This window comes from Ancalomicrobiaceae bacterium S20 (assembly GCA_040269895.1).
In the GTDB taxonomy this organism is placed as follows: domain Bacteria; phylum Pseudomonadota; class Alphaproteobacteria; order Rhizobiales; family Ancalomicrobiaceae; genus Methyloraptor; species Methyloraptor flagellatus.
The window spans coordinates 1,253,750-1,277,503 of record CP158568.1 but is presented as its reverse complement, the minus strand read 5'-3'; the positions used below and the strand labels follow the sequence as shown (position 1 = coordinate 1,277,503).

14 protein-coding genes and 2 pseudogenes are annotated in these 23,754 nt (G+C 66.4%); 6 read left to right on the top strand and 10 right to left on the bottom strand.

Translation table 11 applies throughout. The annotated features are described in order from the left end of the window. The first annotated feature begins 187 nt into the window (after positions 1 to 187). The 4 genes from istA to ABS361_05940 all read left to right on the top strand — a co-directional run bounded on the left by istA (position 188) and on the right by ABS361_05940 (position 8,218). The gene (gene istA / locus ABS361_05955; protein ID XBY45803.1) at positions 188 to 1,687 is read left to right on the top strand and encodes an IS21 family transposase; all 1,500 of its coding nucleotides are present in this window, start codon (positions 188 to 190) and stop codon (positions 1,685 to 1,687) included. Next, on the top strand, positions 1,687 to 2,415 hold the full coding sequence (istB, locus tag ABS361_05950) for an IS21-like element helper ATPase IstB (protein XBY45802.1): 729 nt from the start codon (positions 1,687 to 1,689) through the stop codon (positions 2,413 to 2,415). The genes istA and istB overlap by 1 nt, the downstream gene beginning before the upstream one ends. Before the next feature lie 1,634 nt (positions 2,416 to 4,049). Beyond that, positions 4,050 to 5,681, top strand: a complete 1,632-nt coding sequence (locus tag ABS361_05945) for a hypothetical protein (GenBank protein XBY45801.1) — start codon at positions 4,050 to 4,052, stop codon at positions 5,679 to 5,681. 209 nt (positions 5,682 to 5,890) lie between these two features. After that, entirely contained in the window at positions 5,891 to 8,218 is a 2,328-nt protein-coding gene (locus ABS361_05940) for a TIR domain-containing protein (GenBank protein ID XBY45800.1), read from the top strand. A gap of 61 nt (positions 8,219 to 8,279) precedes the next feature. On the opposite strand, the pseudogene ABS361_05935 reads toward ABS361_05940, so the two are convergent. From ABS361_05935 to ABS361_05925, 3 genes and pseudogenes are all read right to left on the bottom strand, one after another. Further along, a pseudogene (locus tag ABS361_05935) lies at positions 8,280 to 9,343 on the bottom strand (IS3 family transposase). Continuing rightward, on the bottom strand, positions 9,246 to 10,337 hold the full coding sequence (locus tag ABS361_05930; protein XBY45799.1) for a hypothetical protein: 1,092 nt from the start codon (positions 10,335 to 10,337) through the stop codon (positions 9,246 to 9,248). The pseudogene ABS361_05935 and the gene ABS361_05930 overlap by 98 nt, the downstream one beginning before the upstream one ends. Before the next feature lie 3 nt (positions 10,338 to 10,340). Continuing rightward, positions 10,341 to 10,951, bottom strand: a pseudogene (locus ABS361_05925) (cytochrome c3 family protein). A gap of 255 nt (positions 10,952 to 11,206) precedes the next feature. Between ABS361_05925 and ABS361_05920 the strand changes: the two are divergent. Then, positions 11,207 to 12,481 carry a sodium:proton antiporter gene (locus ABS361_05920; GenBank protein XBY45798.1) on the top strand — a complete coding sequence of 425 codons (1,275 nt, stop codon included), beginning with the start codon at positions 11,207 to 11,209 and terminating at the stop codon, positions 12,479 to 12,481. A gap of 101 nt (positions 12,482 to 12,582) precedes the next feature. Here ABS361_05920 and ABS361_05915 read toward each other — a convergent pair whose 3' ends face one another. After that, positions 12,583 to 13,788: an efflux RND transporter periplasmic adaptor subunit gene (locus ABS361_05915; GenBank protein XBY45797.1), complete on the bottom strand. Its 1,206-nt coding sequence runs from the start codon at positions 13,786 to 13,788 to the stop codon at positions 12,583 to 12,585. Between the two features lie 14 nt (positions 13,789 to 13,802). After that, complete coding sequence (locus tag ABS361_05910) at positions 13,803 to 17,081, bottom strand: multidrug efflux RND transporter permease subunit (GenBank protein ID XBY45796.1); 3,279 nt, start codon at positions 17,079 to 17,081, stop codon at positions 13,803 to 13,805. Between the two features lie 690 nt (positions 17,082 to 17,771). Here ABS361_05910 and ABS361_05905 point away from each other — a divergent pair. Next, positions 17,772 to 18,356, top strand: coding sequence for a TetR/AcrR family transcriptional regulator (locus ABS361_05905; protein ID XBY45795.1), 585 nt, complete (start codon positions 17,772 to 17,774; stop codon positions 18,354 to 18,356). 89 nt (positions 18,357 to 18,445) lie between these two features. On the opposite strand, the gene ABS361_05900 is transcribed toward ABS361_05905, so the two are convergent. The 5 genes from ABS361_05900 to ABS361_05880 all read right to left on the bottom strand — a co-directional run bounded on the left by ABS361_05900 (position 18,446) and on the right by ABS361_05880 (position 23,639). Continuing rightward, entirely contained in the window at positions 18,446 to 19,939 is a 1,494-nt protein-coding gene (locus tag ABS361_05900; protein ID XBY45794.1) for an aldo/keto reductase, read from the bottom strand. Between the two features lie 199 nt (positions 19,940 to 20,138). After that, positions 20,139 to 21,401 carry an ABC transporter substrate-binding protein gene (locus tag ABS361_05895; GenBank protein XBY45793.1) on the bottom strand — a complete coding sequence of 421 codons (1,263 nt, stop codon included), beginning with the start codon at positions 21,399 to 21,401 and terminating at the stop codon, positions 20,139 to 20,141. Positions 21,402 to 21,439: 38 nt separating this feature from the next. Next, positions 21,440 to 22,516, bottom strand: a complete 1,077-nt coding sequence (locus ABS361_05890; protein ID XBY45792.1) for an aldo/keto reductase — start codon at positions 22,514 to 22,516, stop codon at positions 21,440 to 21,442. After that, positions 22,516 to 22,899 carry a TIGR04076 family protein gene (locus ABS361_05885; GenBank protein XBY45791.1) on the bottom strand — a complete coding sequence of 128 codons (384 nt, stop codon included), beginning with the start codon at positions 22,897 to 22,899 and terminating at the stop codon, positions 22,516 to 22,518. The genes ABS361_05890 and ABS361_05885 overlap by 1 nt, the downstream gene beginning before the upstream one ends. Further along, complete coding sequence (locus ABS361_05880) at positions 22,896 to 23,639, bottom strand: GntR family transcriptional regulator (protein XBY45790.1); 744 nt, start codon at positions 23,637 to 23,639, stop codon at positions 22,896 to 22,898. Before ABS361_05880 ends, ABS361_05885 begins: the two co-directional genes overlap by 4 nt. Positions 23,640 to 23,754: the final 115 nt, after the last annotated feature.

Genomic DNA, 23,754 nt, shown 5'->3' with positions numbered 1-23,754 from the left:
TCATTTGCAACGCGGTGATCCTGATAGAGGAGGCCGACGGCAACCTTGCGGTGACGACCGTGCTGACGCTTGTGTTTCGGCGTGGAACTTTGACCCCCTACGAGGGGTGATCGGCGTCCAATTTTGACCCCCTTACCGCCACCGCGAGCAGACTGCCGTTCCTTTCGTGGAGGGCGGCGGTCGGGGGATGAAGTCAGTGGATACGATTGCGCGGATACGCCGCGAGTTCTTCGTTCGAGGTCGTTCGATCAAGGAGATCGCCCGCGAACTGCATGTTGCCCGGAACACGGTCCGGAAGGTGCTGCGTTCCGGTGAAACGATCTTCTCCTACAGTCGCGGGAACCAGCCGCTACCGAAGCTCGGACCGTGGAAGACCGAGTTGGACGGGCTGCTCGCGGCGAACGCGGCAGCATCTGCGCGTGAGCGGCTGACGCTGGTTCGACTGTTCGAGGAGTTGCGCGGCCGGGGTTACGAAGGCGGCTACGACGCCGTTCGTCGCTACGCGCGGGCCTGGGCGTTGGAGACGTCGGCGGCGAAGGTCGACGCCTACGTGCCGCTCTCCTTCGCGCCGGGCGAGGCGTACCAGTTCGACTGGAGCCACGAGGTCGTCCTGATGAACGGCCTGCCGATGACGGTGAAGGTGGCGCACGTCCGGCTCTGCCACAGCCGAATGATGTTCGTCCGTGCCTATCCGCGCGAGAGCCAGGAGATGGTGTTCGATGCCCACGACCGGGCCTTCGCCTTCTTCCGGGGCACCTGCACGCGCGGCATCTACGACAACATGAAGACCGCGGTGGAGACGATCTTCGTCGGCAAGGAGCGGGCCTACAATCGGCGCTTCCTGCAGATGGCGGGGCATTACCTCGTCGAGCCGGTCGCCTGCACGCCGGCTTCGGGCTGGGAGAAGGGGCAGGTCGAGAACCAGGTCGGGCTGGTCCGCGAGCGGTTCTTCACCCCGCGCCTGCGGGTTCGGTCCTTCGACGAGTTGAACACCCTGCTGCTCGACCGGTGCATCGCCTACGCCAAGGCGCATCGGAACCCGGAGTTCCCCGACCGGACGATATGGGAAGCGTTCGAAGCCGAGCGGGCGTCGCTGGTGCCGTATCGCGGCCCCTTCGACGGGTTCCACGCGGTGACGGCGTCGGTATCGAAGACCTGCCTCGTGCGGTTCGACAACAACAAATACTCCGTATCGGCGAGCGCGGTCGGCCGGCCGGTGGAGATCCGGGCCTATGCCGATCGGATCGTCGTTCGTCAGGACGGCCGAGTGGTCGCCGAGCATCCTCGCTCCTTCGGTCGCGGCGAGACGATCTACGATCCCTGGCACTACGTGCCGGTGCTCGCCCGCAAGCCGGGAGCCCTGCGCAACGGCGCCCCGTTCAAGGACTGGGTTCTGCCGGGCGCGATGGATCGGGTGCGCCGCAAGCTCGCCGGCTCCAACGACGGCGACCGGCAGATGGTGGAGATCCTCGCCGCGGTGCTCGACGACGGACTGGGTGCGGTCGAGGCGGCCTGCGCCGAGGCGCTCGGCGAAGGCGTGCACTCCGCCGACGTGGTGCTGAACATCCTGGCGCGACGGCGGCCCGCGCCGATCCCGGTCGGCATCCTGACCCCGGATGCGTTGAAGCTGCGGTTCGAGCCGATTGCCGACTGCGCGCGGTACGACGACCTGCGGAGGGCCGGCTGATGGACCGCACCAAGATCCTGAGCACGATGACCGAGCTGAAGCTGTTCGGCATGAAGGCGGCCTACGACGAGATCGTAGCGGCGGCCCTGAAGCGCAACCACGACCCACAGCGCATCGTCGCGGCGATGCTCACCGCCGAGATCGCCGAGAAGCAGGCCCGCTCCATCCGTTACCAGATGGGCGTGGCCAAGCTGCCGCTCGCCAAGGACATCGACGAGTTCGCCTTCGACGGCACGCCGATCAACGAGAACCTGGTCAGAGACCTCGCCGCCGGCGGCTTCATCGGCCAGCAGCGCAACGTCGTGCTGATCGGCGGTACCGGCACGGGCAAGACCCACCTGGCCATCGCCATCGCACGGGCCTGCATCCGAGCCGGCATGCGGGGGCGGTACTTCAACGTCGTCGACCTCGTGAACAAGCTCGAGGCCGAGACCCGTGCCGGCCGACAGGGGCGAATGGCCGACTGGCTCTGCCGCCTCGGCTTCGTCGTCCTCGACGAGTTGGGCTACCTGCCCTTCGCCCAATCCGGCGGTCAGTTGCTGTTCCACCTGATCAGCCGGCTCTACGAGCGCACCTCGATCGTGGTCACGACCAACCTCGCCTTCGGCGAATGGCCGTCGGTGTTCGGCGACGCCAAGATGACTACGGCGCTGCTCGACCGCCTCACCCATCACTGCGACATCGTCGAGACCGGCAACGACAGCTGGCGCTTCAAACACCGGGCCTGAGATCGGCGCCGTCGTCGGTATAGTGCCTCCGGTCGGGCTACGCCCTCCCTCCGTCACGACACCGACGACATGCTCACAGCGAAGCTTCGACATTCGATCGGAAGCGCCCAACTGCGCGAAACCAGGGGGTCAAAGTTCGACGCCGATCCGGGGTCAAGATTGCTCGCCGATTGACAGACCTTGTCGAAGGACAGCAAGGCGAAGGAAGGCGTGGCGCTCACGCCAGAGCCGGTGGGGCGCTAGCCGCCTGACTTTCCTTTACGTCATCCCTGGATTTCCAGGGGTTGGGTGAAACTGTCGTCTGGCTGACACTCTGTTGGGGTGAGTATACTAGAGTCGAAACGCCCCCCAAAAAACCAAGCGCTGGCAGGAACTCTGTGAACCAATCCGGAAGGCGCGCTCGCATCCGCGAGCAAAACCCAGGCTTTTCCGGCCCTCCGCCAAACCTTAAAACTACGTTTCAGCGAGACAATATCCATGAATATATTTCTTGCTCAAATAACGATTATTATTTTCATCGCCCTGAGCATCGCCGGCCTATGGCTAGCGATGGCGCGAAATCGCATCATTTCACAGCGACTCCTTAAGAGGAGAGACGTCGAGAAATATTTGTATGTATCCCCGTCAGCAACACCCCTAATACTCATAAAGACAGAATTCAAAAAAATACCAGATGAAATCTTAGACGACCTTCGTGAAATCCGAAAAATTTCAAAAATCGGCACCCTAATTTCAATACTTATATTTCTCGAAGTTGGATCAATGTACTTCATACCTGGCAAATAAAAGCATACTAAAGGAGATCGCATCATGGGTAACATACTGTCGTCTGGCTGACCGTCTGTTGGGGTGAGGTGTACGAGAGTCGAAACGCCCCCCCAAAAAAGGCCGAGCGCTGGCAGGAACTCTGTGAACCAATCCGGAAGGCGCACTCGCATCCGTGATGCAAAACTCAGGCTTTATATGGGCGCAACTGTTCTTGGCACGATACACGATCCAGTAAAGCTGCGGCGCACCTGAAACCGACTCTGCCCGGCACGCATGACGCCCTAGAAGATGCCCGATATCAGGCGGAAGTTTTCCGGCTCGTATTGTCAATCACCTACCGAGCCATCGCGAAAGCCCGCACGATCGCACCCGCGTTACGCGTATCGACAAAAATGCTATCTGTAAGCTGCAAGGTCGCTGGTTTTTTACAACCAGAAACGCAAGACGGGCCGATCGGCAATCTCAGCCCGGCAGAGTTCGAACGGACGGCCGAATTAGCTTGGGATCGTGTCCACGGAACCGGCAGCAGGCCATTCGACACGAAATGTCGAATGAGGTTAAATTGTGCTATTGCTGATTGCGTACCCACCCGCAGGCCGAAAAGTACCATGATACTAAAGGCTCCCGCGCTACCGGCGGCAGATCTTCGTCCCTCCATCGCGCTGCGGGTCGGCGTCACCGGAGCGAGGCTCATCGAGCCTGCGTCCTTGTCACGGCTCGAGGCCCTTGTCCGCGAGGTTCTGCTCCGGCTACGGACCGAATTCTATGGGCTCGCGGCCCGCGATACGGTCCGAGCCGCATATGCTGCCGAGGCTCGCGGGCCGAGGCTCCGGCTCACGAGCCCACTCGCGGCCGGGGCGGACCGGTTGGTCGCCCGGGTTGCGCTGTCGCCCGAAATCGGGGCTTCGTTACACGTACCGACGCCGTTCGCCCTCGCGGACTACGAAGCCGACTTCGACACGCCCGACGATCTGGCCGAGTTTCGGAAATTGTTCGCCGCAGCGACGGAGGGTTCGTTCGCGCTCGACGGTGCGCGCGGCGACTTGGAGGCGCGGAGCTACGAGGCGGTCGGCCGGCTGGTAGTCCGGCAATCGGATGTTCTGATCGCGCTGTGGGACGGCAAGCCCGGCGGCAGAGGCGGCACCGGCGACATCGTGCGCTATGCGGCCGCCGTGGGGGTACCCGTCGTCTGGATCAACACCGCAGAGGCAGCGCCACCGCGGTGGATCGCCGAGCCTCTAGACCTCGTCCACACCGACGGGGCGCCCAGCGACTGGGCCATCGCAATGGGCGTCTGGCTCGCCACCATCGTCGAGCCCCCCAAGCCTCCCCGTCGTCAGGCGCACGGTCTGCTCGACCGGATGGCGGGGTGGTTGCGCAGCAAGGAAACGCCGCTGGAGCGATTCTTCGGCGAACGGCCCCTGCCCGATCACCGGCTCTGGCATGCTCATCGGCGCCTGATCGCCCTCGCGACGCGATCCGCTCTCCCCCGTGTCGGGCATTCGAGGCAGGTAGATGGAGCCGAAGCGGACGGGTATTGGTACCAGCGCTTCGCGCCAGCGGACTCCCGAGCGGCAGAATATGCGCTGCGCTACCGTTCGTCCTACGTGTGGGTCTTTCTCCTTGCGACCGTGGCGCTCGTCTGTGGGGCGTCCGCGCTAGCCCTCGCCGCGCTGATAGGGAGCGATCATGAAGCCGAGCTGCTAGTCGGTCTCAAATCGACCGCGACCTGGGTCGAATTCGTCTGTCTTGTCGCGGTTCTCGCCCTCGTCGTGGCGGTCAAGGCGCGAGACTGGCACGAGCGATCGATCGAGTATCGGCTCCTCGCCGAACTCGCCCGCAAGCAGCAGGTTCTCGCCCCGCTGGGCTGGACGCTCCCGATCGTCGCGGTCCGGACCGCGGTCGGCGAGCACGGGACCCGCCCCAGGGACCCTTCCGGATGGGTCGCCTGGCTCTTCGCCGCATGGCAGCGCGGCGCACCTTTCGCTGCGGGTGCGATCTCCGAGGACGGCCTTCGGCACCAGTCGGATACCCTGGCGAAGCTGGTCGCCGAACAAGCGCTCTACCATCGCGAACGGCATACCGTCGCCCACCGTGCGAGCGCGACGCTGGAGCGCACGGGCGTGTTCCTGTTCCTCGCCGTCGGCGTCTTCGTCGCCCTGAAACTCCTGCTTGGTCATTGGACGCACGACGCCCACGGCGGCCCTTGGGATCGCATTGCGCTGCTGCTGGGCTGGGCGGCGACGGTCTTGCCGGCGGCGTCGGCCGCGTTCGTGGGCATCCGGGCCTATGCCGAACTAGAGCTTCTGGCGGTGCAGTCCCGACATATGGAAGTCGAGCTCCGGCATGCGGCCGAGCGGGTCGCACGGATCGCGGGTGGCCGTCCCCTCGCCTCTCAGGCTCTTGGCAGTGAAGCGACCGCCGTCACGACGTTGATGCTGCAGGATCTCGAAGGCTGGGCCCGCCTGTTCCGCATCAAGGCCGCCGAGCTCGGCTGAGCCCTCCTGTCTGGGCAATCTCGCGGCGCCGAACGACGGAAGCGGACGGGGGGCGAATAGGCGGATGCCGCGCCCCCCCCGTCGCCTCCATTTTATGATTCCGGCGGAGCGGAAGACGTAGCGGAAAGTCGCACGACTTTTCGGCTTGTCAGTTTCACATCGGCCCGATAGCAATTTGAGATTGCTGTCAGCGGTAGCGGAACGGCACCATGGCCCGCATCGACCTGTTTGTCTGCCACGTCACGGAGGACCGGCAGACCGCTCAGGATCTCGTCGTCGAACTCGAGAAGCGCGGTCTGCGCTGCTGGTTCGCGCCCAGGGATATCGTAGGCGGTCAGGCCTACGACGACGCCATCGCCGACGCGCTCGACGAGTGCCGCGCGATGCTGCTCGTCTTCTCGGACCGATGCAACGACAGCGACTACATCCGTCGCGAAGTGACCGTCGCCGGCGAGAGCGGCAAGATCGTCATCCCTCTGCGGATCGAAGACGCCAAACCGCGCAAAGGCCTCAAGATCAGGCTTACCGACCTTCATTGGATCGACGCCTTCGTCGAGCGCGACAAGGCCCTCGACCAGTTGGTGACCACCGTCGGCAACCTCGACGGGCCCCTCGCGGCACTGCCCGCAAAACCACTGCCAACATCAGACACGGAGACCACGAACGACGGCTTCTCGCCGCCGCCGCTCTCCGCGCCGCGCCCGACGTCGCCTCGGCTCGCCGCCCTGAGCGCAGCCGTTCTCGTCCTCTCCGCCGCCGGGGGATATTGGTACTGGAGCGCGGGTTCGGCACCCGAACGCACAAGGGCAGAAGCCAGGCCGCAACTCGGGTCGCTCGCCACGGCCGCATCGGTGTCGCAAGAGCCGGGGCCCGAGCACCGAGCATCGACGGAGACGGCACGGCGCCCGGACAATCGCGGAACCCCGGGGCTCCTGACCACCGACGATCCGACGTTCTTCGATCGAGCCAGCGGACAACCGATCGTCTGGTATCAGAAGACGTCGAACGGTGACATCGAGCTCTACGACGCTAAGGGATTCCACCCGAAGTCGGGCGAACCCCTTCTGCCCATCACCCGCGACGTCATCGAGGAGTGGCAAACGAAACGAGCGACGGCGCGCGCCGTGCCGAGCAAGGCACCGGAGCCGGTCGATCCCAAGACATATCCGTTCTTCGATCAGATCACCGGGGCGCCGCGGATCTGGTACTGGAAGGACACCGAGGGGCGCTACAGCTTCTTCGACGCACCCGGCTTCCACCCGACGGTCGGGGAGCCGCTCATGGTTGCGGACAAGGCCTTCGTCATGGATTTCAAGCGCGAACAGGAAGAGCGCGAAGCCCGCGCCAAGGCCGAAGCCGAGGCGAAGCTCGCACGCGAGCGTCAGGAAGCGGAACAGCGCGCCGAGGCCGAGCGGCGCGCGGAAAACGAGAAGCGCATAGCCGCAGAGGAACAACGCCGCCAGACCGAGGCGGCCGAGCAAGCGCGACGCGAGCAGGCCAGGCGCGAACAGGAAGAGCGCGAGGCCCGCGCCAAGGCCGAAGCCGAGGCGAAGCTCGCGCGCGAGCGGCTGGAAGCGCAACAGCGCGCCGAGGCCGAGCGGCGTGCGGACGAGGAGAAGCGCAGGGTCGCCGAGGAACAACGCCGCCAGATCGAGGCGGCGGAGCGGGCGCGACGCGAGCAGGCCAAGCGCGAACAGGAAGAGCGCGAGGCCCGCGCCAAGGCCGAAGCCGAGGCGAAGATCGCACGCGAGCGTCAGGAGGCGGAACAGCGCGCCGAGGCAGAACGCCGCGCCGCGGAAGAGAAGCGCAGGGTCGCCGAAGAACAGCGCAGAAGCGAGGAAGAGCGCAGGCGACAGGCCGAAGCAGCCGAGCGTACACGCCGCGAACAAGCCGAACGGGAGGCGGAGCAGCGTCGCCGGGAAGCGGAGGCTCGCGAGGCCGAACGCCGAGCCGGCGATCGATGCGACGAACTGGCGGGGAACCCGACGGACCAGCGCGGTAACGGTCGAGGGGTCCCCTACGAGATCCTGAAGCTCCAGACGCGTGAAGCGATCGACGCCTGCACCAAGGCGGTCGAACTCAATCCAGCCGAGGCGCGCTACCAATACCAACTCGCACGCGCAACCCAGATGATCGACAAGCCCCGCGCCTTCGAGATGCAGAAGCGCGTCGCCGCCAAGCGCTATCCGGCTGCCTTCGACAATCTGGGATGGCTCTACATCTCTCTCGCCAAGAGTAAGGACGAGGCGGTCCGCCAGTTCAAGGTCGGCGTACAGCTGGGCGATCCGGACTGCATGATGAGCCTAGCCGAGATGATCGACCAGAAAGCCTATCTGCCGAGCGATCCCCTGAGGGAGAAGATCGCGCTCTACAAGCAGGCTGCGGCGCTAGGCCACCCGAGCGCTCAGCGCGCGCTCGAGATCGAAATGGCGAACTACCAGCGGCAACAACAGGACCTACTGAACCAGCAACAGATGCAGCAGCAGATGCTCGGATTGTTCGGCGCCGCCCTCATGGGCGCTATGAGCGGACGCTGAAGCGTGGTGCTGGTCCGCACCCGGACTTTGGAGCACCGGAAGCTAGAGTTTCCGGCCTTCGTCACGGTAGCGGGCGGGATGCGCCACCGGGATTTTGCAATGAACGCGGCGTCTTGTTGCCGATCGCTCCGTGCGGGCGGACGTCGTTGTAGTCGTTGCGCCAAGCCTCCAACTTTTCGCGGGCGTCGGCGAGGGTCAGGAACCAGTGTGCGTTCATGCACTCGGCCCGGATACGGCTGTTGAAGGCTTCGGCGAAGGCGTTGTCCGTCGGCTTGCCCGGTCGGGAGAAGTCCAACGTCACCCCCTTCGCATAGGCTCACAGATCGAGGTCGCGAGAGATGAACTCGGACCCCTGATCGACCCGGATCGTCTTCGGATAGCCTATCTCGGCGCAGACTTTCTCGAGCGTTCGGACCACGTCCTCGCCGCGGTAGGAGATGCGGGCGTCGAGCGCCGGAGAGAACCGCGAGAACGTGTCGACGACCGACAGAACCCGGATCTTCTGGCCGGTCGCCAGCTGATCGTGAATGAAGTCCATGGCCCAAACGTCGTTGGGGTTTGCCGCTGGGACGCGATCGTCCCGGAGCTTCGCCTTCACGCGTCGCTTCGGCGTCTTGTTCCGCAGTTGAAGGCCCAACTCCTTGTAGAGCCTATAGGATCGTTTGTGGTTCACCTGCCAACCCTCCCGTCGCAACAGGACGTGGATGCGCCGGTAGCCATACCGAACGCGAACGGCGCAGATCTCCTGGATGCGGGCTCTGAGTGGGGCCTGGTCGGGCCGACGAGAGCGGTAGTGGTAGGTCGACGTGTCCATCTCGACGAGCCGACAGGTGCGCCGGATGGACGTTCCCCACTCCCGCCGAACATCGTCGACGAGCTCGCGTTTCCGAACAGGCCTCAGATTTTTCGCCGGACGATATCCTGAAGCATTTCTCGGTCGAGCGAGAGGTCGGCGACGAGCTTGCGCAGCTTGGCGTTCTCGTCCTCGAGCTGCTTCAACCGCCGCATCTCCGGCGGTGTTAAGCCCTCATATTTCTTCTTCCAGCTGAAGTAGGTCGCTTGGCTGATTCCCGCCTTTCGACAGATCTCCGCCACGGGCAAACCCTGCTCGCCCTGTTTCAGGATGAACGCCTTCTGGGCGTCGCTGAACTTCGGCGATGACGCGAACGAGCAGGCCGATGCGTGATTCGGCGACCACGAGCCGCTGCTCGGCCATCAGCCCCGTCGCCGAGGGAACGGCCTCGGCCACCATCAGGCGACAGCCGCCGTCGCCGTTTCGGAACGCCTGCCGGCGTCTGGACCAAGCGCGTGCCTGCTCGATCTGCCGGGGCCCGGGACCGAGCAGGTCGGCATCGAGGCTGACGACGACCTCCGCCGCGTCGAGGCGCGGATGAAGATCCAGGCGGCGGCCGAACAGGCGTTCGGTCACCTCGCCGTGGTCCTCGGCGAGCGGCTCGAACACGTGCCAGCGCGCGTGCGGCCAGCGCGCCGTAAAGGCTGCGATCTGCCGCGCCGAGGTCGGCGAGGTGACGGTGCCGGTCAGTAGGCGGAAGCCCTCGCCTCCCGACCGGTCGAGTGCGACGGCGCGGTCGGCGAGCGCCGCGTCGAAGGCCTGCCAGCTCGCGGGTTCGCCGGAGCGCCGGGGCCCGGCCGAGCGCGACGGATCGTAGAGGCCGAGCAGTGCCGCCTGCAGGAACGGGTCGCTGCCGCCGCCCGTCGCCGGGTGATCGCCGTTGCCCTCCAGCTTGACCGGTCGGCCGGCGAGGGTCTTGCCGAGGACGGGCTGGGCGAAGCCCGCGAACGTCACCGCGGTCGCGTACCAGCGGGCGATGCCCTCGACCTCGCCTTCGGGCTGCTCGACATAGGGCAGCGCGAACTCGTCGGCCTCCGCAGTTGCGCTGCCGAAGCCCGACAGCGCGAGCGAAGCGGCCATCGCTTTGAGCAGAGAGCGTCGGTCGACGGCCGTCAACAGGGGCGCGGCTGCTGGAAACTCCTGCCGGATGACGGCCGCAAGGTCACGCGCCCCGGCCGGATCGTCGAGGCCGGGGCGGAATGCGGACCCGGAGCGGGCCTCGACGCCTCGGAAAGGATCGGCCGAGCCCGCCTTCGATCCCGGCATGATTCACCTGTGGCAGATGTTGCAGTCGTCGAGCTTCGACGGCTCGACAGCGTAGGCCTTCATCATCAGCGCGCCGTAGAGGCGGTGCTGCTCGGGATGGGCGTCCTAGTCGGACCAGTCCATCCGCGTGACCTGGTCGCGCGGGCGGAGGTGCGGGGCCGGGTCGCGGTGGCAGTCGAGGCACCACCCCATCTGGAAGGGCTTCGCCTGCTTCATCAACGGCATTTGGTCGACGCGGCCGTGGCACTCGACGCAGGGAACGCCGCGCGCCAGGTGGATCGAATGGTTGAAATAGACGTAGTCCGGCAGACGCGCGACGCGCTGCCAGCGGATCCGCTTCTCCTCGGCGAGGCTTTGGCGGACCGGCGCGAGCATCGGAGCGCCCGTCCAGATCCGGGAGTGGCAGCTCATGCAGACGTGGGTGGCCGGAAGCCCGCCTCGGCGCTGTCCTCGACGCCGGTGTGGCAGTAACGGCAGTCGATGCCGAGACCGCCGACGTGGTGGCGATGGCTGAAAGGGACAGGCTGATCCTTCACCGACCCGACCGCGGTCGCGTAGCTCGAGTTCATGTAGCCCCCGATGAACAGGCCGGCCCAGAGCACGGCCAGCGCCAGAACGAGAAGGGCGGCGCGCAGCCGCGTGTCGGCAGACGCCGTGAAGACCTGCGGCACGTTTGATGCCCCCGCCTTGCAACGACCGCCAACCCGTGTGGGAGCTGAATTGTTCCGGATCGTCGACCGCCAACTTCGGGGAAGGCACGGGACAGGAGCGAGATGGATCGGTTAGCCGGTCGCGATCGCGGCGATCGGCGAAGAGGTCGGACCTTGCCCAATGCCGTCGAGTGAGGACGCCGACTTCGGGATCGACCGATGCTTTCCCTGTTCCAGATGCTCGCCATCTTGCTGACGGCCACGGCGATCTTCGCCTGGCTCAATCATCGTCTTGTCCGTCTTCCGGAGAGCATCGGGGTGTTGGTGCTCGGCCTCGCCACGTCGCTCGCACTGGTCGTGCTGCGGAACCTGTTTCCCGTGGCCGGTTTCGATACGCTGCTGACGCGGAGTCTTCGGCAGATCGACTTCTACGATACAGTCATGCACGGCCTGCTCGGGTTTCTGCTTTTCGCGAGCGCCATCAACGTCGATCTCAGGCGTCTCCGAGGGCGCCTGCCGGTCGTTGGCGGGCTGGCCACGTTCGGCACGGCAATCTCCACCGTGGTCATCGCCGTTGCGCTCTGGTGGGGAACCGATCTGATCGGCATGCCGATCGGGCTCGCCTGGGCGTTCGTCTTCGGCGCCCTGATCGCGCCGACCGATCCGGTGGCGGTCCTCGCCGCTCTGCGCACCGTTGACGTGCCGGAGAACCTCGAGACCGACCTGACCGGCGAGACGCTCTTCAACGACGGCATCGCCGTCGTGCTCTTCGCGGTGACCGTTCAGTTCGCCGGTAGCGGCAGCGATCCAGGCCCGGACGCGATCGTCGGCATGCTGCTGCTCGAGGCGGTCGGCGGCGCCCTGCTCGGACTCGCCACCGGATATCTCGCCTATCGCGCGCTGCACGCGATCGACGATTACGCGACCGAGGTGCTGATCTCGATCGCGCTCGTCAGCGCCACCTACGTCACCGCGGATGCCCTGCATATGAGCGGCCCGATATCGGTGGTGATCGCCGGCGTGCTCATCGGCAACCGCGGCAAGGACCGGGCGATGAGCGAGGTCACGCGGCGCTACGTGTTCGGCTTCTGGCGCCTGGTCGACGAGATCCTCAACTCCGTCCTCTTCATGCTCGTCGGACTCGAATTGGCGGTCCTGCCGTGGGACACCGGTCTCGCATTGATCGGGTTGATCGCCGTACCGGCGGTTCTCGTCGGCCGCTTCCTGTCGGTCTCGGCCTCTGTGCTGGTCCTGTCGCGTTGGAAACCGTTCGCGCCAGGGCCGATCCCGGTCATGACCTGGGGCGGCGTGCGCGGCGGGGTTTCGGTCGCCTTGGTACTCTCGCTTGGCGACCAGGCTCAACACGGTCCGCTATTGGCCGCGACCTATGTCGTCGTTCTTTTCAGCATCCTTGTGCAAGGGCTGACGCTCGGCCAGGTCATCCGATGGGCACTACCGAGCCAGGACGACCGAGCCGGGCAGAGAGGGGCATAAGCTGTTCACCATGCTCCCCCTCCCGGACAAGTTCGGATGCGATCTCCTCGCAGAAGGACCACGCCGCTGGGCAACGCTCTCGGCTCCTTCGGCCTCTTTCCCTAATTCCGGTTCGATTGCTCGGCCGTCGCGACCTTCTGCGGCATCGGCTTGACCGGTAGGCCGGGGCCGATCTTCTGCAGGTTGCCGGTTATGATCTGGTCGGTCTCCTTGAGGCCGGACACGATGGAGACGAGGCTGCCGTTGCTTCGGCCGACGGTGACCGGGCGCATCTCCACCTTGTCGCCCTCGCCGATCACATAGACGTACTTGCCGAACTGGTTCGACCCGATCGCCACCTGCGGCAGCATCAACGCGTCCGGCTCGGTGCCGATGTGGAGACGCAGGCGGACATACTGGCCCGGCAGCAGCGCCACGTCCGGATTGGCGATCGTCACGCGCACGGCGATCGTCCCGGTGGACTGGTCGATGGCATTGTCGATGAAGGTCAGCGTCCCCCGCTTCGGGTGGGCCTCGTCGCCGGGAACGAACGCCTCCGCCGTCACCTCGCCCTGCCCCCGCGCCTTCAGGATCTTCGCCAGATCGGTCTCGCTCGGATTGAACGTGACATAGACGGGGTCGATCCTGACCAGCGAGTTCAGCGCGGTTCCGCCGCTGCCGACGAGCGTGCCGACGGACGCCAGACTGCGGCCGAGGCGGCCGGCGAAGGGGGCCCGGATCTCGGTGTTGGCGCGATTGAGTTCCGCCGCGCGGATGGCGGCCCGATCGATCGCGAGCAGCGATTCCGCCTGCTTCGCCGCGCTCGCCCGCTGGTCGAAGGTGTCCTTCGACACGAAGCCGCCCTTGGCCAGATCGGCGCCGCGATCGAGGCTGGCCTTCAGGTAGTCCAGCGAGGCGGTATCGCGCGCGAGCTGCGCCGTCGCCTGCTCGAGCGCGACGTCGTAATCCCGTGAGTCGATCCGGTAGAGCAGATCGCCCTGCTTCACGTCGGCTCCGTCGGGAACGTGCTGCTCGACGAGGTAGCCGGAGACCTTCGCCTGCAGGGTGACCTTGTCGGTCGCCTCGACGCGGGCCGAATAGTCGAGCGTCACCGGCAGGGTCTGCTTGGTGACGGAGACGACCGGCACGGGCATGACGAAGGCCGGGGGCGCCGGCGGCGCCGCTGGCTTCGTCAGCGCCGCATACTGCGCGACGAGGGACGCGTACTGCGTCGTCGCGAAGACGCCGATCTTTTCATGGTTGGTGTAGACGACGGCACCGCCGATCGCGACGGCGACCACCAGGAGCACAAAGCGAGAGGGTTTCATCGGGTAGTCTCCGGTCATTCCGCTGCGGCCGGCTCTTCGACCGGCGCCGTGTCGTTCGCCGCTGCCGGACGCGGCTGCGGGCGAGCGTGAGGAAGATGATGGTCGTGCGGCCGGCCGTGCGGCTGCGGTACGGGATCGGGGGCGGCATGATGGTGCGGGACCGGGCTAACGTGCGCGGGCACGACGGCCTGTTCCCCCCGCCGTTCGCGCCAGGTCTCGATCACGGCGTAGAAGACCGGAACGAAGACGAGCGTCAGGAAGGTGGCTGCGAGCATGCCGCCGAACACCGTCGTGCCGATCGACTGGCGGCTCGCCGCCCCCGCCCCGGTCGCCAGCATCAACGGCACGACGCCGAGAATGAAGGCGAAGGCCGTCATCAGGATCGGGCGCAGCCTGAGCCGTGCCGCCTCCATCGCGGCCTCGACGATCTCGAGCCCCTCCTCGCGCCGTTTGCGGGCGAACTCGACGATCAGGATGGCGTTCTTGGCGGCGAGGCCGATCAGCATGACGAAGCCGATCTGCGAATAGACGTCGATCTGCATGTCGCGCCAGCCGAGCGTGACGAAGGCGCCGAACAGCGCCAGCGGCACGGCCAGCAGGACCATGAACGGCATCGACCAGCTCTCGTACTGCGCCGCCAGGATCAGGAAGACGAACACGATCGCCAGCCCGAAGACGATGGAGGCGATCGATCCGGCCTTCAGTTCCTGGAAGGTGATGCCCGTCCACTCATAGCCGAAGTCCTTCGGCAGCACGGCGTCCGCGACCCGCTGCATCGCCGCCACGGCCTGGCCGGACGAGAACCCCGGCGCGGCCGCACCATTGATCAGGGCGGAGGCGTTGTTGTTGTAGTGCGGCACGGTCTCCGGCCCGACGGTCGCCTTCAGCGTGCCGAGCGTGTCGAGCGGCACCATCTTCCCCGTGGGGCTGCGGACCGCCAGTCGCGACAGATCGGCGGCCGTGGCGCGGGCCTCCTGCTCCGCCTGCAGCGTCACCCGGAAGGTATGGCCGAAGGCGTTGAAGTCGTTGACATAGAGCGAGCCGAGATAGATCTGCAGGGTGTTGAAGACGTCCTGCAGATTGAGGCCCAAGAGCTTCGCCTTGTTGCGATCGAGGTCGTAGACGTACTGCGGCGTCGAGGTCGAGAACGAGGAGAAGACCTGTCGGCCGTTGATCTCCGGCTGTTTGCGCGCCTCGGCGATCACGGCCTGCGTCACCTCGTTCAGGGCTTCCGGACCGCGTCCGCCGAGATCCTCGACCTGGAACTCGAAGCCGCCGGTGGCGCTGAGGCCTGGGATCGACGGCGGATCGAAGGACAGCACGAAGGCGTCGGGGATGCCGAGGAGCTTCGGCCTGACGGAGTTGACGATCGCCGACGCCTTCAGGTTGGCGCCGCGCTCCGCCCACGGTTTCAGGATCGCGAACTCGACCGCCGCGTTGGACTGCGCCGCGCTCGTCAGGAAGTTGAAGCCGCCGATCGAGCCGACCGTCTCGACGCCGGGCTCCGCCATGAGCACGTCGTGGACCTGACGGACGACCGCGTCGGTCCGTTCCAGCGAAGCGCCGTCGGGCAGCTGCACGACCACGAAGAAGTAGCCCTGGTCCTCGACCGGCAGGAAGGTGGACGGCAGCCGCTGCCAGGCGAAGTAGGTGCCGCCGATCAGCGCGACGAAACAGGCGAGCAGCAGCCAGCGGAAACGGACGAAGCCGCGCACCGAACGCGCGTAGGCGTGCGAGGCCCAATCGAACCCGGCGTTGAACCAGCGGAACGGCGGGAACGTCGTGGGGCCGCGATGGGTCAGGAACGCCGCGCTCAAGGCTGGGCTCAAGGTCAGCGAGTTGAAGGCCGAGATGCCGACGGAAATGGCGATGGTCAGGGCGAACTGATTGTAGAGCCGCCCGGCGACGCCCGGAATGAAGGCGACCGGCACGAACACCGCCATCAGCACCGCCGTCGTGGCGATGATCGGGCCCGTCACCTCGCGCATGGCGACCTTGGCCGCCTCCATGGGCGGCAGGCCCGCTTCGAGCTGCCGCTCGACGTTCTCGACGACGACGATCGCGTCGTCGACGACGAGACCGATCGCCAGCACCATGCCGAGGAGACTCAGCATGTTGAGCGAGAATCCGAGCGCAAGCATGACCACGAGGGTGGCGATCAGCGACACCGGGATCGCGATCATCGGAATGATCGTGGTGCGCCAGCTTTGCAGGAAGACGAAGACGACGATGACGACGAGGATCAGAGCCTCGAACAGTGTCACCACCACGTCCTCCATGGCCGCCGAGACGAACCGCGTGGTGTCGTAGTGGATCCCGTAGGCCAGGCCCTTGGGGAAGCGCTGGGACAGTTCCTCCATCTTGCTCTGGACGCGGGCCTGAAGATCGAGGGCGTTGGAGCCCGGCATCTGGAACACGCCCAGCACGACGGACGGGCGCCCGCCGAAATGGGCCGAGGACGAATATTGCAGCGCGCCCAATTCGATACGGGCGACGTCCCTCAGCCGGATCGCCGATCCGTTCGCCGCATCGACGCGCACGACGATTTCGCCGAACTGCTCGGGCGTCGACAGGCGACCGGCGGCGTTGACCTGCGCTTCGAACGCCGTGCCATCAGGCGCCGGCGATTGCCCGATCTTGCCCGCGGCGACCTGGACGTTCTGCTCGGCGATCGCCTGCTGCACGTCGAGCGCGGTAAGGCTCAGGCTCGCGAGCTTGTCGGGGTCGAGCCAGATGCGCATGGAATAGCGCCGCTCGCCGAAGATCTGCACGTCGCCGACGCCCGGCAGCCGCTTGAGCGGGTCCACGATCTGCAGATAGGCGTAGTTCGACATCGTGACCGGGTCGATCGACCCGTCGGGCGAGGTCAGGTCGACGATGAGGACGAAGTTGGGGTTCTGCTTGCGCAGCGTCACGCCGGCCTGATTTACGATCGCCGGCAGCGAGGAGGATGCCTGCGAGACACGGTTCTGCACGTCGACCGCGGCGGTCGACAGGGGATAGCCGACGTTGAAGGTGACCGTGATCGTGGCCGAGCCGTCGTTCGACGAGGACGACGACAGATACATCATGCCCTCGACACCGTTGATCGCCTGTTCGAGCGGCGTCGTCACGGTGTCGGCGACCACCTGGGCGCTCGCACCCGGATAGCGGGCGCTGACGACGACCTGCGGCGGCGTGATGTCGGGAAACTGGGCGACCGGCAACAGGAAGTAGCAGATCGTCCCGGCCAGAACCATGATGATGGCGATGGCCGACGCGAAGATCGGCCGTTCGGTGAAGAATCCTACCACGCCCGTGATCCCGTCTTGCTCTGTCGAGATTGGTCTGCCGCCCGCGCCGCCCCGGCGCAGATGCAGTCGGTGACGAGGCCGCTCAGGCCTCGCGGCGTCGCCACGGTCGCGGCGGGTTCCCGAGGAACCCTCTCCGGCGCCCGCCCACGGGCCTCAGCGTCCGCGCGGAGAACCGCCGCAGATTTGGCCCAGGCCGCGCGCACGTCCTCGGGGTCGAGCCGATCCGCCCGCATCAGCGTCAGGATCAGCGGGTCCGACAGAGCGCTTTCGAGCGTCAGTTCGGTTGGGTTTGTCACGGCAAAGCTCCTTCATCGGACGCCTTCGACCGTTCGCACGGCAGAAAGATCGCCGAAGGCGGCGACTGCGCCCCAGGCCGGGTCAACAGCAGCCGGATGTACATCGGTGGAAACGACGCCCGACCGGCGCGCCACGTGTCGGTCGAACCAAACGTACGGCCGGGTGCCGCCAGAATCTGTCAGCATCCATGGGTCCCGTACTGCCGACCTCGCCTGCAACCGAGCATCCTCTTGTACAGGCGATCACGTAGCGGCAATCTCGGGAATTACCCTCATCCCGACCGATCTTGACGACGGGGACGATGGGGTGTTACCTGTCAGTAACAGGACGGAAGTTACAGACCGGTAACATCGTCGTCAACCCCGTTTTCGAACCAGGAGCAACATTCGTCCGATGTCGGAGCCCTGCCCCAAGCCGCGCCCCCGCGACCGGATTATCGAGACGGCGGCGACGCTTTTTCGCGAACACGGCATTCGCGGCGTCGGCGTCGACACGATCGCGGAGGCCGCGGGCTCCAACAAGATGACGCTGTACCGGCATTTCGGATCGAAGGACGAACTGGTCGCCGAGTGCCTGAGGCTACAGGCGGAACAAGCCGCGGAGAAATGGGTCAGGCTCGAACGCGAGCATCCCGACGATCCGCTCGGACAGTTGCACGGCTGGATCGCGCTGATCGCCAACTGTCTGGAGACCGAGGTCCGCGGTTGCGATCTCGCCAATGCGGCCGTCGAACTGCACGAACAGGGGCATCCGGCCTGGGCCGTGATCGGCGCGTTCAAGGCCGAACAATTGAAGAAACTGGCCGACATCTGTCGGGCCGCCGGTGCCCGTGATCCGGATCTGCTGGCCGATACGCTCTATCTCCTCGTCGAAGGCGCCCGCATCAGCCGGCAGATCAACGGGGCGGACGGACCGAGCGCCGTGTTCGTGCGTGCGGCGCAAGCCGCCGTCGCCGCCGCGATCGGCCGGAGCGCCTGAGGCGGAGCCGAGGGGACCACCCGATAGCGCGGTTCGACGGGTCGCATCGCTGCCCCCGCCTCGCACCCCATGTGTGCGGCAGGCGGTTCTCACCCCTCGCCGACGATCGCTTCCGCCTCGATCTCGACCTTATAGTCGCCGACCAGCCGACCGATTTCGATCAGCGTGTTCGCCGGGCGCCAGTCGCCGAAGTAGCGGCCGTGGATGCGGCTGACCGCCTCCCAGTCGTCGGCGTCGGCGAGATAGATCCGGGTGCGGAACACGTCGGAGAGGTCCGCGCCGAGCGCGGCGAGGCTCGCGGCGATCTTGTCGAGGATGAACACGGTCTGCGCGGTCGCGTCCCGTGGCGCGACCATCTCGCCCGCGCCGTTGGTCGCCGTGGTGCCGCTGACGTGGATGCGGTCGCCGATCCTGACCGCGCGCGAGAAGCCGCAGAGCGGCTCCCAGATGCTGCCCGACGACACGCGCAGGCGGCCGGGCTTACCGGGAACCGGCTCGGCCGCGTAGTACTTCGGCATGGTCTCGAGGTGATGGCTGAGGTCGCCGGAGGCGGTCAGGAACGGCGGCTTGCGGTATTCGTCGCCGCAATCCCCCGGGAGCATGGTCGTCTTCTCGAGCGCTTCGGCGATCAGCGCGTGGTCCCCGGCATCGAGCGCGAAGGCGAACAGTTTTTCATTGTCGGCGCGGTGTTCGCGCTCGCCCAGTCGCGCGCCGATGATCGTCGCGGCCACCGCCTCGTGTTCGAGAACCCAGCGCGTCGCGACGTTGGGCAGCGACACCGCGTGCTTGTCGGCGATCGCCTTCAGCGCCGTGAGGATCGCCTGCAGCGCGCGCCAGCCGCCGACCGCTTCGACGAAGCGGCGATATTTCATCTTCGACCAATCGGCGATGTCGCCGGCGCCCGGCTCCGATGCCCCGAGCCATTTCTCCGACATGAGCCCGCCCGCGAGCGTGCCGTAGGCGAGAAGCCTGACACCGTTGTCGAGGCAGAACCGGCTCATCTCCTGTCCGGCGCGCCGGTCGAGCAGCGAGAAGCAGACCTGATTGGTCAGGATCGGGATGCCGTGCCCGACCGCGACGGCGAGATGGGCCGTATCGAAATTCGTCAGGCCGATGTGGCCGATCAGGCCCTCCTCGCGCAGCTCGGCGAGCCCCTTGAGCGCGTCGAGCCAGGCGAGATGCTCGAAACTCCACCAGTGGAACTGCATGATGTCGATCCGGTCGAGCTTCATGCGGTCGAGGCTGCGCTTCACGCCCTCGCGCACGACGGCGAGCGGCATCGGCCCCGGGATCGGGCACCATTTGGTGAAGGCGACCGGCCTGTTCGCGCCCGCCGTCTCGCCGGAGCGGACACGCTCCAGCATGCGACCGGTGATGATTTCGGCGCTGCCGTAGTGATCGGCCATGTCGAACGTATCGAACCCGGCGCGGGCGTAGTCGAGCATCGACGAAGACGCCGTCTCCGGATCGAGCAGCGCGCCGCCGCGCTCCATGTCCGCCACCTGCCAAAGGCCGGTCACGATCCGGCTGATCTCCAGATCGGGGGCCAGCCGGGTACGCCGAGACGTCGAAGGTGTGGACATGGGATTTCCTGTCGGATGTGCGGACGATCGCCCGTGCGGGCGGCATCGGCTTTCGCAGCAGAATGGCGCGACGAAGAGACGGCGACCGGACGGCCCGGGCACCGACGTGCGAGACGTGTCGCCGTGCCGGGCCCGGCACGGCGGAACGGGTCGGATGTCCGGCATCCGCGCGCGGATGCCGGCGGGCGCCGTCAGCGGCTCACTTGATCTTGGCCTTCAGGGCGTCGACTTGCGCCGTCGACACTTCGCCGGTCGTGACCACCTTGCCGTCGGTGATCTTCCAGAGGCGGAACGGACCGGTGATGTCGCCGTACTGATCGAACGAGATCGGCCCGATGACGCCCTCGTAGCGGATCGACTTGCCGTCCTTCAGCAGCGCGAGCGCCTTGGTGAACTCGGCCTTGCCGGCGTGGACGACCTCGCCCTTCGGGTCGGTCACCTTGAAGATCGCGTCGCGGATCGCGGCGGGGTCCTGGGTCTTGGCCGCGGCGATCGCGAGACCGACGATCGCGCCCGCGTCGTAGGCGCGGTCGGCGGCCGGGTTCGACGGATCGATGCCGCCGGAGAAGGCCTTGTAGTTGGCGTTGAAATACTCGGTCGAGGCCGAGGGCGCCGTGCCCGACGACGTGCCGTAGGCCTCGTTCAGATACTTCGCGCCGACCGAGGCGATGAAGTCTGGCGAGTTCATGCCGTCGTTCAGCAGCATCTTCGGCGTGCCGCCCTGGCTGATCCAGGTGCGGGCGATCGTCGCGCCGTCGACCGGCGTCGAGATCAGATAGAGCCCGTCCGGCTTCGAGCCGAGCGCCGCGGTGACTTCCGCCGCATAGCTCGACTGCTTCTCGTTGTAGGGCGTCGTGCTCGCGATCGTGCCGCCGAGCGCCTTGTAGGCGGTCGTGAACTCGTTCGCGAGATTGACGCCGAAGTCGTTGTTGACGTGGACGATGGCGATCTTCTTGAAGCCCTGGTCGATGGCGTACTGCGCCGCCGCCACGCCCTGCAGCGCGTCGGAGGTGATGGTGCGGAAGAACATGCCGCCGGTCTTGCCCTCTCGGCCGAGCTTGGTCAGCGTCGGCGAGGACGAGGCGGGCGAGACCTGCACGATCTTCGCGGGGCCGGTGACCGAGGTCAGGATCGGGATCGAGACCGACGAGATGATGCCGCCGATGACGACCGGCACCTTCTTCAGCTGAACGAGCTGGTTGGCGGCGTCGACCGCGACCGTGCCGGACGACTGCGAGTCCTTCGTCTCCGAGACGAGCTTGCAGCCCTGCGCGCCGCCGGCGTCGTTGATGTCGCGCAGCGCCATGTCGACGGACTTGGCGCCGGCCTGACCATATTCGCCGGCCGGGCCGGTCAACTCCATCACGAGACCGATGGTGATCGTGCAATCGGCGGCGCGGGCCGCCGGAGCGAGAAGCGTCAGTGCGAGCGCCGAAGTCGCCAGGAGTGCATTGCGTTTCATGACTTTCCCCTCTCCCCTCCGGCAGAGCCGGCTTTCGGTCAGTGACTGCTCGTGTTGAGATTGTATTTCATGATCGAACCGTGCCGCCCGGTCCTGTCCCGTTCCAGGGTGTAGACGTCGCCCTCGGGCCCCTTGCGGGCGGCCAGCACGGCCTCGAGCTCACGCCGGTCCTCCGCCGTCAGCCGGATCGCGGAGGCGCCGGCATTGGCGGAGACGTGACGACGGTTGCGCGCGCCGACGATGATCGCCGCGACACCGGGCCGATCGAGCACCGCCCTGCCCGCGACCGACGCGATATCGGTGTCGTGGCGATCGGCGATGCAGCGGAGCGTCCTCAGAAGCGCCTGGAACAGATCCCAGCCGCCGAAGTCGTCGATGATCAGCTTGTATTTGGTCAGCGACCGGTTCTCGAGCGGGTGCCTCGGCTCCGGCTTGCCGAGCCAGGCATCCGACAGGAAGCCACCGGCGACGGAGCCGTAGCAGAACAGCGCGATGCCCTCGCGTTCGGCCAGGGCCACCATGCCGTTCTCGGGCCGATGATCGACGAGCGAATATTGCAGCTGCAACGTCTTCATCGGAATGCCGGCGCCGAGCAGTTCGCGCATGTGCGCGCAGTCGAAATTGGTCCCGCCGACGACCGCGATCTTGCCGCTCTCGGCGATCTCGCGCAGCCAGTGCAGGGCGTCGAGCCACTTCGGCTCGGCGTAATCCCACCAGTGGAACTGCACGACGTCGAGACGGTCGAGCTTCAGGCGCTGCAACGAACGATCGACGATCGCCTCGATGTCCGACTTGGTCACGCTCGACAGGAGGCTCAGGTCCGGCACCAGCTTGGTATGGACCCGCAGCGCCGCGACGGCGTCACGGCCGCGGGTCGCGATCAGCCTTTCGCGAAAGAGCCCGTAGATCTCCTCGACGCCGGTATAGATGTCGGCGCAATCGAACGTCGTGATGCCCGCGTCGTAGGCGGCGATCAGATCCTCGATCGCCGTCTCGCGCTCGATGTCGCCGTGCCCGCCCGCCAATTGCCAGCCGCCGCGAATGACGCGCGAGATCGTGTAGCCCGGCAGGATCTCGCGGCGCTCCACGGTCGGCGGGACGGCATCATGCGACATCAGATCTCTTCCTCGGATGAAACGTCGTGGGCGGGCCGGCCGAGCGGCACGGCCGTGGTCGCCGCGTGACTGAAGCGGCGCAGGCCGGTGCGGACGATCCTGAGCCGGCTGCCGCAGTTCGGGTCCGAACAGGCGATCTCGGCGTCCGTCGTCATCCAGTCGTTCGGATGTGTCGGGCGCTGCTTGGCCGCCAGCAGCGGCAGGACGGCGGAGAGCGCATAGATCGAGATCCCCTGCCCCTCCGGCAGCGTCAGCATCTCGCCCTTGAGGTCGAAGTAGTCGCCCGGCTTGGCGCCGCAATAGACCTTCGCGCCCTCGGGGATCACCGCCTCGACACGCAGATCGTAGAGTTCAAAACCGTCGTCGTCGGCCGCGTCGGTCATGGCGCGACCTCCGCGGAGGTCAGCGTGTCGATCAGGAGATCGAAGGCGCGGGAGATGTCGAGCGCCAGCGCGCGGCGCGCGGCCTCGACGTCGCGCGCGACCAGCGCCTCCACGATCTCGGCATGGTAGTGCGGCCCGGAGATCTTGCTGGTCGGATCGAAGGCCTGCATCGCCGAGCGGATGACGGGACCGGACTGCAGCCAGAGGCTTTCGATGATCGGGATCAGGATCGTCGATCCCGACTGTTCGTAGAGGCTCAGATGGAAGGCCTGGTTTGCGTCGAGCTCCTTCTCGATCGCGAAGTGCCCGCGCGCGGCGATCGCCTCGTCGTAGGCGCGGATGGTCCGGCGTGCCTCGGCGATCGCCGCGTCCGTGACGCGCGGCACCGCGAGCGCCAGCGCCTCGCCCTCGATCAGGATGCGGGCGCGCTTCAGGTCTTCCAGGCGAGGAACGTCGATGAGCGGCACGCGGACGGAGCGACTGGGCAAGGCCTCCAGTGCCTGCTCGGACACGAGCCGGGACAGCGCGTCGCGCACGGGCATCGTCGAGACGTTCAGGGATTTCGCGAGGTCGACGATCGTCAGCACCTGACCGGGCGCGAAACGGCCGTGCATGAGGGCGCGTCGCAGCTCGCGATAGACCTGCGTCTGCATGCTTTCGCGCGCGATCGGGGTGAACCCCAGCGCCGAAGCACCGTCGGGCACCGCGACGTCGTCCGCACTGTTTGCTGCCCGCTTCATGCGATCCGTCGGCCTCCCTTCGAGGGCTTCCGTGGGCGAACTCGGTGAGAGACTATCGCGTTTGATCAAAGATGGAAGATCAAAACCTGGTCGCCGTTGCCCATGTTGTCGCCTT

Excerpts from the sequence above, each read along its gene's own strand:
- ABS361_05920 (XBY45798.1), top strand. The coding sequence starts at position 11,207 with ATGCTTTCCCTGTTCCAGATGCTCGCCATCTTGCTGACGGCCACGGCG.
- ABS361_05890 (XBY45792.1), bottom strand. The coding sequence starts at position 22,516 with ATGTCGCATGATGCCGTCCCGCCGACCGTGGAGCGCCGCGAGATCCTG.
- ABS361_05905 (XBY45795.1), top strand. The coding sequence starts at position 17,772 with ATGTCGGAGCCCTGCCCCAAGCCGCGCCCCCGCGACCGGATTATCGAG.
- istB (XBY45802.1), top strand. The coding sequence starts at position 1,687 with ATGGACCGCACCAAGATCCTGAGCACGATGACCGAGCTGAAGCTGTTC.
- ABS361_05940 (XBY45800.1), top strand. The coding sequence starts at position 5,891 with ATGGCCCGCATCGACCTGTTTGTCTGCCACGTCACGGAGGACCGGCAG.
- ABS361_05900 (XBY45794.1), bottom strand. The coding sequence starts at position 19,939 with ATGTCCACACCTTCGACGTCTCGGCGTACCCGGCTGGCCCCCGATCTG.
- ABS361_05880 (XBY45790.1), bottom strand. The coding sequence starts at position 23,639 with ATGAAGCGGGCAGCAAACAGTGCGGACGACGTCGCGGTGCCCGACGGT.
- ABS361_05915 (XBY45797.1), bottom strand. The coding sequence starts at position 13,788 with ATGAAACCCTCTCGCTTTGTGCTCCTGGTGGTCGCCGTCGCGATCGGC.
- istA (XBY45803.1), top strand. The coding sequence starts at position 188 with ATGAAGTCAGTGGATACGATTGCGCGGATACGCCGCGAGTTCTTCGTT.
- ABS361_05885 (XBY45791.1), bottom strand. The coding sequence starts at position 22,899 with ATGACCGACGCGGCCGACGACGACGGTTTTGAACTCTACGATCTGCGT.
- ABS361_05895 (XBY45793.1), bottom strand. The coding sequence starts at position 21,401 with ATGAAACGCAATGCACTCCTGGCGACTTCGGCGCTCGCACTGACGCTT.
- ABS361_05930 (XBY45799.1), bottom strand. The coding sequence starts at position 10,337 with ATGCCGGGATCGAAGGCGGGCTCGGCCGATCCTTTCCGAGGCGTCGAG.